At 36.0% G+C, this 14,854-nt stretch carries 8 protein-coding genes; 1 reads left to right on the top strand and 7 read right to left on the bottom strand.

Annotated elements, in window-relative coordinates:
* Positions 1 to 6: 6 nt before the first annotated feature.
* The 7 genes from ACRD62_RS10485 to ACRD62_RS10455 all read right to left on the bottom strand — a co-directional run bounded on the left by ACRD62_RS10485 (position 7) and on the right by ACRD62_RS10455 (position 12,845).
* Positions 7 to 1,908, bottom strand: a complete 1,902-nt coding sequence (locus tag ACRD62_RS10485) for a RagB/SusD family nutrient uptake outer membrane protein (protein WP_430820063.1) — start codon at positions 1,906 to 1,908, stop codon at positions 7 to 9.
* Positions 1,908 to 5,330 (bottom strand): TonB-dependent receptor, encoded by a 3,423-nt coding sequence (locus ACRD62_RS10480; protein ID WP_430820062.1) that lies wholly within the window; start codon positions 5,328 to 5,330, stop codon positions 1,908 to 1,910. Before ACRD62_RS10480 ends, ACRD62_RS10485 begins: the two co-directional genes overlap by 1 nt.
* A gap of 124 nt (positions 5,331 to 5,454) precedes the next feature.
* Positions 5,455 to 6,531, bottom strand: a complete 1,077-nt coding sequence (locus ACRD62_RS10475; RefSeq protein ID WP_430820061.1) for a FecR family protein — start codon at positions 6,529 to 6,531, stop codon at positions 5,455 to 5,457.
* A 76-nt stretch (positions 6,532 to 6,607) separates the two neighbouring features.
* On the bottom strand, positions 6,608 to 7,201 hold the full coding sequence (locus tag ACRD62_RS10470; protein ID WP_430820060.1) for an RNA polymerase sigma factor: 594 nt from the start codon (positions 7,199 to 7,201) through the stop codon (positions 6,608 to 6,610).
* A gap of 220 nt (positions 7,202 to 7,421) precedes the next feature.
* Positions 7,422 to 8,984 carry a glycoside hydrolase family 43 protein gene (locus ACRD62_RS10465; protein ID WP_430820059.1) on the bottom strand — a complete coding sequence of 521 codons (1,563 nt, stop codon included), beginning with the start codon at positions 8,982 to 8,984 and terminating at the stop codon, positions 7,422 to 7,424.
* Between the two features lie 400 nt (positions 8,985 to 9,384).
* Positions 9,385 to 11,892, bottom strand: a complete 2,508-nt coding sequence (locus ACRD62_RS10460; RefSeq protein WP_430820058.1) for a sulfatase-like hydrolase/transferase — start codon at positions 11,890 to 11,892, stop codon at positions 9,385 to 9,387.
* 5 nt (positions 11,893 to 11,897) lie between these two features.
* Positions 11,898 to 12,845, bottom strand: a complete 948-nt coding sequence (locus ACRD62_RS10455; RefSeq protein WP_430820057.1) for a LamG-like jellyroll fold domain-containing protein — start codon at positions 12,843 to 12,845, stop codon at positions 11,898 to 11,900.
* 581 nt (positions 12,846 to 13,426) lie between these two features.
* Between ACRD62_RS10455 and ACRD62_RS10450 the strand changes: the two genes are divergently transcribed.
* Entirely contained in the window at positions 13,427 to 14,788 is a 1,362-nt protein-coding gene (locus ACRD62_RS10450) for a TonB-dependent receptor plug domain-containing protein (protein WP_430820056.1), read from the top strand.
* Positions 14,789 to 14,854 lie beyond the last annotated feature (66 nt).

Here is a 14,854-nt window from a genome sequence, read left to right as displayed (position 1 = left end):
AACTTTCTATTGATTTGGATTAATAACGATCAGTGGATTATTGTTTCTCACTTCATCACTGATATAAGAATAATAATTACCCATTCTGAAATAATCGGCTCCGGTTACCTCTGCCGGTAATACAATCTTAAAAATATATTTACCATCATTTTCATCACCCGGATTATAATATTTGTATGGCCACAATGCATAAACTCTGTTACTCACTTCATCAGCTTTCCATGGTTTTTGAGTTAAGTCGACCTTATCACCGTTCCACACTTTATGTGCCAGGCGCCATCTTTTCATATCCCACAATTGATGACCTTCGAAGGCCAGCTCCACTTTTCGTTCATGCACAATTCTGTCAAATGTTAGATCAGCAGCAGTCAGATCAGTTTTAAACCCGGCCCTGTAACGCAGTGTATTTATATAATCTGCTGCTTTTGATTTATCACCCAATTCAAAGGCAGCTTCAGCAGCATTCAGATACACTTCGCCCAACCGATAACGCACCCACCAAACCTCACTTTTAACACCACGCTGTCCTGAGCCCGTTGTTGGATCGAGATATTTACGACAATAAAACCCGCTTTGAGCCGTAAATTCCAAACTATTTATAGGACCATCCATCCCAACTACTTTCTCTTCTTCGTTCTTATCAGGCAAAACTTTTCGGGCTCCATATGTATCGCCGCTAATTACCGTTCCATCGCTTAAAATGTATCCAGCCCAAATATCCAGGTTCTTGTTTTTAAAACTACTACCAGGCACCAAAACAGTACCCATCAAACGGGCATCTCTATCTTTAAATAAATCAGTAGGATTATCATAATAGTAATAGTCTCCGTTTTCATCTGCCACTTGTAGCAATTCAAAAGTGTTATCCAGTTTTTCAAATGACTGAACAAGATTTAATGAAGGATTCATTCGTCCGCCTTCCATATCTTCTGTACCTGACCATGGCTGATTCTCAACCGTGAAATTATTTGTTACACCGCTCTGCAATTGAAAATCTTTCACAAAGATGACTTCTCTATTATTCGTCTTCTTAAGAAAAATATTTGCAAAATTAGATGAAAGATCCTCTTGATCTTCAAGATAAAGTTCATATGAATAAATACTGCTTTTCAATAATTTCTCTGCAGCTTCTAAAGATTTTCGGTAATAATTATTTGCTTTTGACTCATCAATACCCACCTCTCCGCCAGGCAATGAAACTTCAGGGGTATTGACACCATACTTTGCTATGGAAGCGGCATACAATGCTACCCTTGATGACATAGCCAGGTTAAGACCTTGGGTGGCTCTACTTTTAATGTCTACGTCATTAGGCAAGTAATCAAGTATACTTTCCAATTCTGACAGAATAAAATCATAGATTTCTGATTCTTTAGCTCTTGGGTGTTCAAGATAGGTTGGATCGCCACTAAAATCGTATGTTAATGGCTCGGTTATTAAGGGGACTCCTCCCACTCGTTTCACCATTTCGAAATAGAGTGTTGCTCGTATTAACTTTGCTTCAGCAATGTATCTATTTCTATCATTCTCATCAAGCCAATCTGCCAAATCGGAATTGGCTTTTTGTATAAACAGATTTATTTCGCGTAGATAAGTGTAATAATTATCCCAGTTAAATGCCCACTCATCGTAATTCCATTGGGTATTTTTTTGTCTCCAATAATCGGAATAGGCAGAACCGAATGCTTCATCGAAATCACTGAAGTTCCACCAATTTTCAATCGTCTGATATTCAGGAATTCGGTTATACAAATCAGCCAACAATCCTAAAATTAAGGTTTGATTACTCCACACCTGCTCTTCGGATAACACATCATTAGGCTCCTCATTGAGAAAGCGGTTATCCTGGCAGGCTTGGCCACCTAACAGTATTATTAACAGTAATATGTAAGATATCCTATCCATCATCAGAAAGAAAGATTCACACCAATATTTACTATTTTATTTTGTGGATACTGAACTCCGTTAGAACTCATTGTTTCCGGATCAATACCAATCTCTTTCAAATTATCAATCGAAAACAGATTGTATGTATTTAAATAAACCCTGAATTTTTCGATACCAACCTTCTCTAATAATGTTTTAGGTATTGAATATCCTAATTCCATTGTTCGCATTCTCAGATAATATACATTGGTTAGCCAGAAGTTTGAATTTCTGGAATAATTACTATGCGATCCATTATTAAACCGAAGTGCCGGGTATTTCCCGGGAATCCACGCACTATTCACATCAAACGGATCCTCACGATGCCATCTGTCCTCGTAAATAAACTTCAATAAATTACCTCCACTTTGGTATGGTACTCTCATCTCAGACAACTGATTATACGAATACATAGCACCTCCAGAGAAATCAACCTTAAAATCAAATCCTTTATAGGTTGAAGAAAAATTCAAACCAAAATTAATTGCCGGATTACGATCATTGGGATAACCCATGGGTCGAACATCCCGGTAATCAATTATCTTATCGCCGTTGGTATCTTTATAAATCAAATCGCCAGGTAGAAGTGTACTATTGCCATATCCGTCAATGTCAACATCATAATTATTAATCTCTTCCATCGACTGAAACTGACCTTCAACCTCATACCCCCAAAATACACCTGTCCATCTTTCTTCTGACGAATTCCGGTAATAATCCCAGGAGTTACCCCACATAGGTTTGTATGAGTGTAGAAATTTCTCCCTGGCAAAAGAAAAATTTCCACCAATAGTATATTTTAAGTCTTGTAATTTACCATTATATGCTAAAGTAAATTCACCACCAACGATTGCATCACTGCTAACATTTTCATCGGGAAGATCATAACCAATCTCACTTGGAATCAAAATATCATATTTTCTTCCTTTTAGACCATCTCTTTTTCTTCGGAAAAAATCAACTGATCCATTAACCTTTCCATTGTCTATAGTAAAATCAGCACCTACATCAATTATTTTACTTGTATACCAGGTAATATTAGTTATGGGCTCTCCTTTATCTCTTACTCCGGTTATAACTTCTCCATCCATTATTACTGTAGAAGATCCATATGTATATCCAGATAAATAATCAAAAGCTCCTAAACCCGCAATATCATCATCTCCCAATTCTCCATATGATAATCTCAACTTCAAATCAAATAATGATTCATTTAAGATTGACTTTGCAAAAGGTTCTTCTGTAATCATCCAGCCAGCTGAAACAGATGGAAAAAATCCCCAACGAACGTCTGGAGCAAATTTCCACGAACCATCCATCCTTCCAGATAACTCAAGGTAGTATTTGTTTGCATAATTGTAATTGATTCGTCCCACATAACCAATTCGGGCTTCATTGGAATCACCATCATTATAGGTATCCATGTCTTCAAATTGAATTAAGGTAAGATCATTGGTAGTTGGCACAGCATGCACCCACACCGACTGATCTCGTCTATGCAAACGTTCATTTACAAAAGTGGCTTTTACGTCATGGGTTCCAAACCTTCTATGATAATCAAGCTGCAATTGTGTTACATCTTCAATCACTTTTCGAGTACCTCTTTCGCGCCATGGATTTTGCATACTAAAGGTCACAACATATTGCTCTCCTTCCGGGTTCTCAGGATAATAAGTATAAGTATCGTAGGTATATTCATGTCCATCCATCAGCCTATCGGCAAAATAATATGAATATGTTGCCTTGGCTGTTAAACCTTTAACAGGAAATTCATACTCTCCCGTAAGATTAACCTGAACAACTCTCCAGGTCTCATTCCAGTAGCCTGAGATATCTTTATTCAACAAAGCCCAATTCTCAGAATTATGACCAATATTGTTTATATAATTGGGATTGTCATTTGCATATGGCCGCTCGGTTGGTCTGTTTCTGAAAAGAGCATAAATAGGAGCCCAGTAATCATCTGTACCTGGAACGCCAGGATAATCTCTTTTCTCCACTCTTCCGTTTAACTGCATTCCCAGCTGAAAACGATCTGTTACCTCAATATCAATATTTGACTGAATATTAGACCGATGAAAAATAAACTCATCACCCAATACCGAGTTTTGATCCAGTTGGGTAAATGATAAATAGTAGCTGATACGATCAGAGCCACCGGTTGTATTTACATTAATAGACTTCTGTGGTGAATTTTTTTGAATGATAAAATCGTACCAATCAAAACTTTTATATCCACTCTCAGTTCCCTTCTTCCACCTGGCTAATTCTTGTGGTGTGATAGATGTTTGTCCGAATTCATTCATCTCAGCATCAGCCTTCCCAAGCATCCATTGATAAGCATTTACTGTTTGTGGGAAACGTGACCAATTCTGCCAACCCATAAATGCATCAACATTGATATGGTTGTCTGTTCTTTTCTTTCCTCTCTTTGTTGTTACAACAATTACTCCGTTAGCAGCTCTTACTCCGTACACGGCAGCTGATGCGTCTTTTAAAACAGAGATACTTTCAATATCATTGGGAGCTATATTATTAAACTGACCTACATCTTTCGGAATACCATCAATTACATACAGCGGACTTCCCATGTTCCGTATCTGGATGGAAGCACTCGAACCGGGTCTGCCATCAGACATACGGTAAGATATCCCTGCCATTTTTCCAGCTAACGATGTACTTACAGTAGTAGCATGTGTTTGATCTATATCAATATCCTTTATGGATGAAATTGCCCCGGTAATAGAGCCTTTTTTCATGGTGCCATAGCCAACAGCTATTATCTCACCCAATCCAAAAGGAGACTCAAGCATGACAACATCAATATTTTCATTGTTTGCAATTAATATTTCCTGCGACTGCATGCCAATAAATGAAAAACACAACGATGCATTACTGTCATTTACATTCAATGAATAATTTCCTCTTATGTCTGTAATTGTGCCTATAGTTGTACCTTTTATAAGTGTTGCAACGCCCGGTAAAGGATGACCCGACCTATCTGTTACTCTTCCATAAACTCTGAAATTCTTCTTGTCACTTTCTGTTGACAAAACAATTAACCCACTCTCCTTTATTTCATATCTAACTTCTAATCCCCTAAATAACTTCTTTAGTACATCTTCAATACTTTCGTTATTGAATCTCATATTAACCACTTTATTGGTATTAATGAAGTTCTCATTAAAAAAGAATCGATATGTACTTTGACTTTCAATCAAGCTAAAAACTTCTTTTAAGGTTTTACCGGAAAAATTGCCACTTATCTTTTCGTTTTGGGCATTAACTGTAATATTTACCAGAAGAAAAAATGTAATAGCAATCACTGTTCCATGCTTTAAAGCTTGAAATTTTGATTTGAGTATTGCTCTTCTATAAATTACAGATCCCCTAAGATTTTGCATCACAATAAAGTTACCGAAGTTTATACAATTTCTATGGACATTCCAAGTCATAGATTACTGTATAAAGAGAAAGAACAGAAGTTTAGCTGAAAATACGGGGAATTACTCAACTAACCACTGATGCCTAATATTTTGTAAATTTTCGGCTACGTTGCTCATCTCTTCTTACATAAACATCGTTTCCTTTAATGTTATATTTTATTGGAGAAGATATTTTAATTACATCCATTATTTCATTCAGTGTCAAATTATTAATCGAACCTGTAAATTCATAATTTCTTATTTCATCTGCATCGAAATGAAATTTACAGTCGTACATACGTTCTAACTTAACAGCCAAATCTTTTAATAATTCTTTATCCAGAATCAACTGATTATCACGCCATGCAATAATTGGAGTCAGATCAACATTGGTATTTATAACTAAACGAGGTTTGCTTTTTTCATGTGTATCAGACTTATAAAAGGTCGCCCTGTGATTTGGGTTTAGATAAACATTTTTAGCAATTTTCTCGGTTTCATGATTAAGTTTCACTTTACCCTCAACCAATGAGGTAACTATGGTCGCTTCTTCTTCATAAGCCTTTACATTGAACTCCGTTCCCACAGCCTCAACCAAAAACCCATATGCATCAACAACGAAAGGCAAATCCTTATTCTTGGCTACTTTAAAGTAAGCTTCACCTTCCAATGATATTTTTCTGTTGCTTTCGTTAAAAAGGTTAGAATATTTTAAACGACTTCCTGCATTTACCCATACAACCGAACCATCGGGTAAAACTACTTTTGTTTTAGCTCCCAGAGGAGTAACAATTTCGCTGAACTTAACTACAGGTACCTCTTTATTAAAATTACTTTGAAACAGATAAAAGGCTGCACCTCCTAAAACAAAGGATATAATTATTGCTGCAACCCGTGTGAGATTAATATATAACTTTCTTACCTTATTACTCTTCTCTCCGGATTGAAAATCAATTTCACTTTTTATCTTATCAAATAATCCATCTTTATTAAAAGCACCCTCTTTCACGAATTCCTCCTTCTCCAACTCAGAATGCATTTGGCTTTTAATACTGTTGGCAGATTCATGCTCTTCCATCAGCGCATCTAACTCTTCCAATTCGCTGACAGAACAGTTCCCCTCCACAAACTGCTTATGAAGTATCTTAAACCTATCTTGTATTTCTTTTTCGCTTTTCATTTCTACTAACTAATACAATCACCATTCCTTTTTTACTCACATAAATCTTAAATTCTTGTCTTTTTTTATTCATTATCTAGTTAAATAGCCAGATAATAAAGAAAAGAGCCAGGTGATATTCATCTTTTAAATGTTGCTTTAAAAATTTTGTTGCCCTATATATTTGATTCTCAACAGTACGAATTGACAATCCCAGCTTCTCTGAGATTTTTGGATTAGGCATACCTTCAATCCTACTCAGATTAAATATATTCCTTTGCTGATCAGGCAACCTTTCCAATAATGAGCAGATTTTTTCATCCAACTCTTTATAGTCCATACTTGTCTCAGGAGTTTCAGAAAATGAATGATTATAATGAAGAAGATAGTTTTCGTATTTTTGCTCCACTACCTGATGTTTTAAATGGTTATAAACCTTATTAATAGTCATTTTATACAGATAACTCTTAAACGATTTATTTTCATCAATCTCTTCTTTAATTTCCCATATTCTCAAAAACACTTCCTGAACAATTTCTTCCGATTCCGCAGTATTTTTCAGATAATAAAAGGTAAAGTGAAAAAGACTCTCACTGAAACTTTCATATATCTGCTTGTAGGCACGCATATCCCCTTCCTTAAGTCGTTTGATCACCTGCGGACTTATGCTACCAGATCGATTCGTTTTCAAATTCACAAATTTAGATTAACATGATTTAGAACCTTTAATAACCATTTCATTTAATAATCATTAAAGTTCAGGGCTTTACTTTCGGGCATTTACTTCTCAATTATTTCGTTTCTCAACTTCATCTATGCCCTAGATTTTACGTTATCGTTTGTAGATTTTTTCAAAAGCACCTCCTTAATGCTGTTAATTCTTTTACTCTTTTTATCCCTTAGAACAATATTTAATTCGTAACTTTTACTCTTTTAATATTAACAAATTCATTGTTTTCACCTTTGGCAACCAAACCCAATCGGTAACCCATTCCCCACGGCACAAAAACTGACGCATCAACCGATTCAATAATTTTCTTCCACTGTCCATCCACCTTTACGTAAAAATCAATAAAATGTCCTTCAATTACTTCCATTTTTAAGTCTATGATATCATCACCCACTTCCATAACAGAAAATTCTCCAAGGATCGATGTTTTAGCATCACTTGTTTTCCAAACCTTAATCAAATCATGACTAGCTGAAATACCAATACCTGCAAGTGGTGCATAGAAATCATTATTAACAGCTCCAATCAATCCAATCCCACCTTCTGAATTTAAACCTGAATTACCTACATCAACTGTAGCCACAAACTCATAATGGATAGACTTCATTGGTTGAACCAATAAGCTACCTAAATCATAGTTCTCATGAGAAGCTCCCAACATCAACCCTTCATCCCCGGTTGCATAAGTAATATTTTGAGTAACACGCCATTGCCAGATCAAATCCAATGCATCCTTAAAATCATCCTCAAAATTCATGTTCTCTTTTGGACGATTGAATGTTTGTGCATTGCTAAAATAAGGCCATTCATCATCAGTCCACAATATTTTTTCCAACACTCCCTGACGCCCCACATAAACACTTCCTTCACGACTATAGGCATGATATAACAAAAAATGATCTCCATCTTTCGTAACAACGGCACCTTGTCCAGGACATTTCCAGTCAACATTGGCTCTTAGTATCGGATTACTTTGATATTTTTCCCACGGACCTAAAAGGTTTTTCGCACGTGCAACACCTACTTTGTAGTTACAATTAACTGCACAACATTCTCCTGATGAGTAAAACATATAGAAATATTCATCCTCTTCGAACAAGCATACTCCCTCAACTTTACCATTTTCCCATACCTGATCATTTCGTATAAGTTCAACAGGCTCTCCTAATAACTTACTTCTGTCTTTGTTTATTTCCTGTGCAAGAATAGGTGTCGGTAATCCTACACTACTTCCATCTTCCTTCCAAATCAAATAAATTTTTCCATTATGATCTTTCATTTCAAAGGCATCAATTGAGCCAACTTCCTGAGAAATCAGTGGACCATGATCAGTAAATGGTTTTTCTGGCGAATCTGCCGAAGCCACGGCTATCGACATTCTGTTAGTTTCTTTATCTCGGGCTGAATAATATAAATAAACTTTATGCTGTTCTTCATCATAAGCCAATTCAGGAGACCAAAAGTTCTTATTGGCCCAATCCGGTGCACCTCCGGGGAAAACATATGAAATCAACTCCCATTTTTGCAAATCATACGATTTAAAAATAGGAAACAATGGTGACCATTCATTACTTGTTGCTGAAGCGTAATAACAATCCCCTATCTTCACTACAGTAGGATTTGGATAATCACCAGGCAAAACAGGATTAAGAATCACATCATTATTTCCTTCCATCAGCCCGCATCCACTAAAACCACCGAGAATGATTATTAAGACAGAAACAGCAAATAATACTTTTTTCATTTCATCAAAAATTAAACCTCTTCAGTATGAATGATTATTAAGGAGAAATTACCTAAATTAACTCTAAATATTATCCCCTTAAAACCAAATACATACAACAAATCTGCACCTGATAAAAAACACTTCCTCAAGTTGTATACAATTTTCTTAACCAAATTACTCACGCGCAAAACGTATTTTTTTTAAGAAAATATTGTGCATCATACGAAAGTATAAATTTCCGGGCAGTTTATTAAGGTTAACAAACATTATTATAAAAGCTGTTTATCTAGTTTCAATATAACTATTGTCAGACAACAACATTTACAGGCAGACTATAAAAAAAAAGGTCACTGAACTTTAAAGCTCAATGACCTCTCTCTTTACTTACCTTTCTGATAACAGAAATGGTAATTACTATTTACTGGACAATTACTTTCTTATTAATTGACTGGCCGTTGTCGTCATAAATTTTTAGAATATACTGCCCATTAGAGACATTTTCAATATTCATTGCATTTGAATTATAACAAGATAGAACCAAGCTTCCCGAAATACTAAATAACTCTAACTTCTGACAACGAACTCCCTTTACGGTAATTATATCATCAGCAGGATTAGGAAAGACGATAATTTCCGATTCCAAGGCTTTGGTTACATCAGTTGATGGCGACCATTGATCATTCATAACATCATTAATCTCCTCCTGACTTAACAATCCTTTAAACAGGTAAAGCTCATCAATATTACCTCCCCAAAAGTTCTTATCACCCGTTTTATGAGCTCCAATTCTGAAACCACCAGTACAATTCTCAAACGCAGGAGTATAACAGATAATATCTTTTTCTCCATTGATATAATATTTTACAGTCTGGCTTTGAGGATCGCATTGCAGTGCAACATGTATCCACTTATTTCGCTCAAAAGAACCACTGGATGACAGATTAGCATTCGCACCTAAAAAGTTATTAAAGCTTCCACTCTGAGATAATAACCTGTAATAGGTGAAGATTCTGCCATTACCATCACTGGATCCGTTTTTTTGAGCCAGAATCACTTCCTCATAAAAGCTATCGGTCCCAGGAACATAATCAGATGTATTATAAACCCATGCGCAAACAGTAAAAGGTGTAGATTGCGGATTAACAAGATTCTCAGTATTTAAATCCAGGTATTGATTGGTACCATTTAGTAATAACGACTGTCCATGTTGACCTGCGCTAAAGTCATATCCATTAACAGATTGTAACGTATTTGCATTTCCTGAAGCATCATCGACATTTCCATCAAACGGATAATGAAAAACCATTTCAACAGGCACATTCACTGGGGCTTCTCTTAAGCCTACTTCAATAGCCCACTGCTCCCATAGTTCGGCTAATTCGAAAACTTTTTGAGGATACTCTGAAGCCAGGTTAACCATTTCAGAAGCATCAGAAGAAAGATCATATAATTCCCATTGAGTATTTGGCAAAGAAACTAACTTCCAATCATTAACTCTAACAGCCTTTCCACCTTCATGTTCCCAAAAAACAGTATCGTGTGTATTAACAGAAGTTTGATTTAATTGCGCCATCAAACTTTTGCCTGAAGGAGGAAGCGTAGTTTCTCCATTGATGGTTTCAGGGTAGGTTGCACCAGCCAGTTCAAGACAGGTTGGTAAAACATCAATAACGTGGGCTACTCCCCTGTTCAGTGTATTCTCTTTTCCCTGCAAGCCATTTGGCCAATGCACAATCATTGGCGTAGTGGTACCACCTGCATATGATTCTTTTTTCCAATAGCGGAATGGCGTATTCACAGCACTAGCCCATGCCTGTCCAATATAGTTCCAGGTAGTCTCCGGCCCTGGATTTTGAGCATTGTAAACAATGGTTGTACCATCTCTGGTAAATCCGGGTCGGTCAAATCCGGGAGGGTAACCTCTTTCGTAAGAAGCTCCATTATCAGACAAAACAAAAATGATAGTATTATCATATTCGCCAATATCCTGCAAATGCTTTATAATTTCTCCCACACCCTGATCAACCCTGTCAATCATTGCAGCATGAACTTCCATGCAATTAGACTCGTATTCTTTTTCCTGACAGTCAGCCCAACTTCTTCCTGATGAATTTTCAGGCAAAGCACATGTTTCACTGTTTAGAATACCCATATTTACCATATTTTGGTAACGCGTCTGTCTTAGTACTTCCCATCCATCATCATAATTACCATCATATTTGGCAATATCTTCAGGCAAAGCATGCAATGGCCAATGAGGAGCTGTATGAGCAACATACATAAAAAATGGCTGATCATCCTGCGAAAACTGATCCAATAATTCAATTGATTTATCGGTTATAAAATCAGTCATATAAAAATCATCCGGCACTTCAGCTATTGGTGTTTCATTATGAACCAAACTAAAAGGATCAAAAAAGTTTACAACACCCCAAATAACACCCCAATGCTCTTCAAAACCACGATTGGAAGGATAGCTTTCGACAGGAGCAAAAGGACTGTGATCAACCTGATTAGCTAACCATCTTAAATGCTCCTGAGCATCACTTAATGCTTTTGTCTCTGACAGATGCCATTTTCCGGTCATCCCGGTGTGATAGCCATTTTCTTTTAAAACTTCTGCAATGGTAGCTGCATTGCGATTCAGGTTAACTCCCATAGCATTAATACCTGCCTGTTGTGGATAATGACCTGTTAAAAGAGATGCTCTCGTTGGACAACAACGAGCACAGTTATACATTTGAGTAAAACGAACTCCGTCGGATGCAAGCTTATCAATATTAGGAGTTTGAATCTCACCGCCATAACAGCCTAAATCTGAATAACCCATGTCATCAACCATGATGATCATGATGTTTGGCTTTTCCTGGGCTTTTAAGATTACCGCAGAACAAAAAACCAACAGTAGAAACAAATATTTGTACATCCTAATTACTTAACCATAAACTTACTAGATACAACACCCTCTTCAGAAGAAACCTTTAAGATGTATAATCCTTTTCTAAGATTTACAGGTATAGAATTGGTCTTTGTTGAAATATTATCTTCTAATAAACACTTACCGGTAACATCATATATTGCATATGAAGCAGCAGAAACATCGCCACTAAACGAAAGATGGATTTGGCCATTTGAGTAATAATTATTTGCCTGCAAAGGCATTTTCTTAATAGAAGTCGAAGTCATAGCTGCTGCAACACCATCATTCATTATTGAATTAATTGTTGTTGCATCAAGTACTTCATATGTTAGCAACAATTCATCCATTAGTCCTCCTTTAACAAAATATTCTGTCTCATTCTTTCTGGCACCTAAAACAATTTCACCGGTATTACTTTCATTTCCACCATTTACTTCATTAACCAAAATACCATTCACATAGATATATCTTTTGCCAGCAGAAGCGTCTTTTACTACAGCACAATGATACCATGTACCAGCAGAAATGGCTGTATTATCATCACATCGGATTCCATCGGTAAAAGAACCTAATACATTTGCATCTAACACTTCCATATGAATACGGCCGAAATTCTGACCTGAAACATCCTTTTGGTGCACCCAGGTTTGTGCAAAAGAAAGCTGATCCATTTGAACCCATGCCATTAAAGTAAAACTGTTTACCGGATTGAAATCTATTCCTGATGATACAACTGCCATATCATTGAAATATCCAGCCTCACCAAACTTACCGGTATCATAAGTAAGATCATTACCTACAGTTTGAGAAAAAGTAGCTCCACTCGTTGACGAATTGTCCAGATTATTATCAAATTTCAAATAACATTTTATTTGCTCTGTACTAATCTGTTGAGCATTAAGAAAAGGAATTGTTGTTAAAAAAAGAATTGAACTAAATAGTAGTCTTCTAACATTCATAATTTTTGGATTTAATGTTTAACAATAATAAAATGAAGAACCCTATGAAATCCTCTAAAAGCCTAAAGTTGAAATCATAGTTCTCCTTTATTACAAGAAGACCTAACTAATTACTCACATAAAATTACATAATGTTTAATGAGATTTAGAAAATAAATGAGGCCTGAAGTTCTGAACCTTATTTCAAAAGATTAACAAGGCTTAAAATTAATTTTAAAACAGTCTGATTCAGGTATTGAGTTATTAAACTATTTTTAATTTATGGGAATAGCGCTTTCAGTTATTATACAAAAAACATCAGCTATTAATAATTCATCAGATTCAAGAATTACTATAAGATTCTAAAAATATTATAACACTTTGCTAGATATACAAAATGTTATTATTATCTTTGAATCACATGTATTACAACATACATATTAATAGTAATTCGCACGCACACATACTGAAATTTATATTCTATTATAAAGTAAAAGCCATTGCTAATTAGGCATATAGTAAGATAAGTATTGGGTTGACGAAAGGATTAGTAAAATTTTTACTTGTATCAATGGAGTCATTTAATACACAAACATATGCCTATGAAAAAAATCATTCTACTTTTAAGTTTGTTTCTTTGTAGTTATAGCCTTATAGCACAGGATCTATTAATTAAAGGAACAGTTAAAGACAACAACGGCGAGCTTTTGCCAGGAGTTGCAATTTTAGAGAAGGGAACTTCCAATGGAACCATCACCGATGCTTCTGGTGTTTACAGCATCAAAGTTAATAAAGGTGCTACTCTCGTTTATTCTTTTGTAGGAATGAAAACAAAAGAAGTCAGTGTTGGTGAAAAAACAGATATCAACATAGTTTTAAGTGGTGATGTATACCTTGATGATGTAGTAGTTGCAGCATTGGGTATTCGCCGCGAGAAAAAAACAATAACTTATTCGATTCAAGATGTTAAAGCTGAAGAAATAGTTATTGGAGCAGAACCGAACCTTGTCAATTCACTTGCCGGAAAAGTTGCAGGTTTAACGGTTACCAACTCCGGTGGAGCTCCCGGAGCCTCATCTCAAATAATTATCAGAGGTGGAACATCCCTCCTTTTTGACAACCAACCTTTATTTGTTGTTGACGGTGTTCCGGTGGATAACACTACTGCCGTTGGTAACTCATTAACAGATGGTTTGTCTGCTTCCTCATTGGATATGGGAAATGCTATTTCTGATTTAAATCCAGACGACATTGCTGAAATGACAGTACTAAAAGGAGCTGCTGCTTCTGCTCTTTACGGACTAAAAGCAGCAAACGGAGCAATAGTTATAACAACAAAAAAAGGAAAAGGAAAAGCAAAGGTTAACTTTTCCTTCAGAACTCGTTTGGATCAGGTAAATCGACTACCATCACAACAAGGTGTTTATAAAGCCGGTACTGCTGATCGCGATGGTGGTAACTTTACAGATCAAACCCACTTATCATGGGGTGAAGAATTTCAAAGTGGTGATACAAGATACAACAACATGGAAGACTTCTTTGAGAACGCCTGGACCTATGAAACTTCCTTTAATGTTAGCGGTGGTAACGAAAAGGGCAGCTATTACATTTCATTAGCTCACACTGATCAGGACGGTATTGTTCCAACTACCGATTATCAAAGATCTTCGTTCTTAGTTAACCTTGAAAGAAAAGAAGGAATTTTCACCTTCGGAACCAAGTTTAATTATGTTTCAACTTCTTCAACAAAAACATTAACCGGATCAGGACTTTACGGAACCAATGATGGGTACATGCAAAACATCATTAATTATCCAAGAAGTTACGACATGAAAGCTTATGAAGATGAAGAAGGCAATCTGATTCATTTGTTACCAGACGGACTTGATGCATGGGAATATCCTAATAATCCATACTGGAAATTAAATACCTCACCTCATTGGTGGGCGCTTAAAACCCACTGATTATTAATTGTTTATTTTTAAGTTCTTTGACATTTTTGTAATCGTATTTCGTAAGCACCTCTCTTA

Origin of the sequence: Carboxylicivirga caseinilyticus, assembly GCF_050589785.1 — a bacterium.
Classification (GTDB): Bacteria; Bacteroidota; Bacteroidia; order Bacteroidales; family Marinilabiliaceae; genus Carboxylicivirga; species Carboxylicivirga caseinilyticus.
Note: the sequence above shows the minus strand (reverse complement) of the source record. Positions and strands in the feature narration are given on the sequence as shown.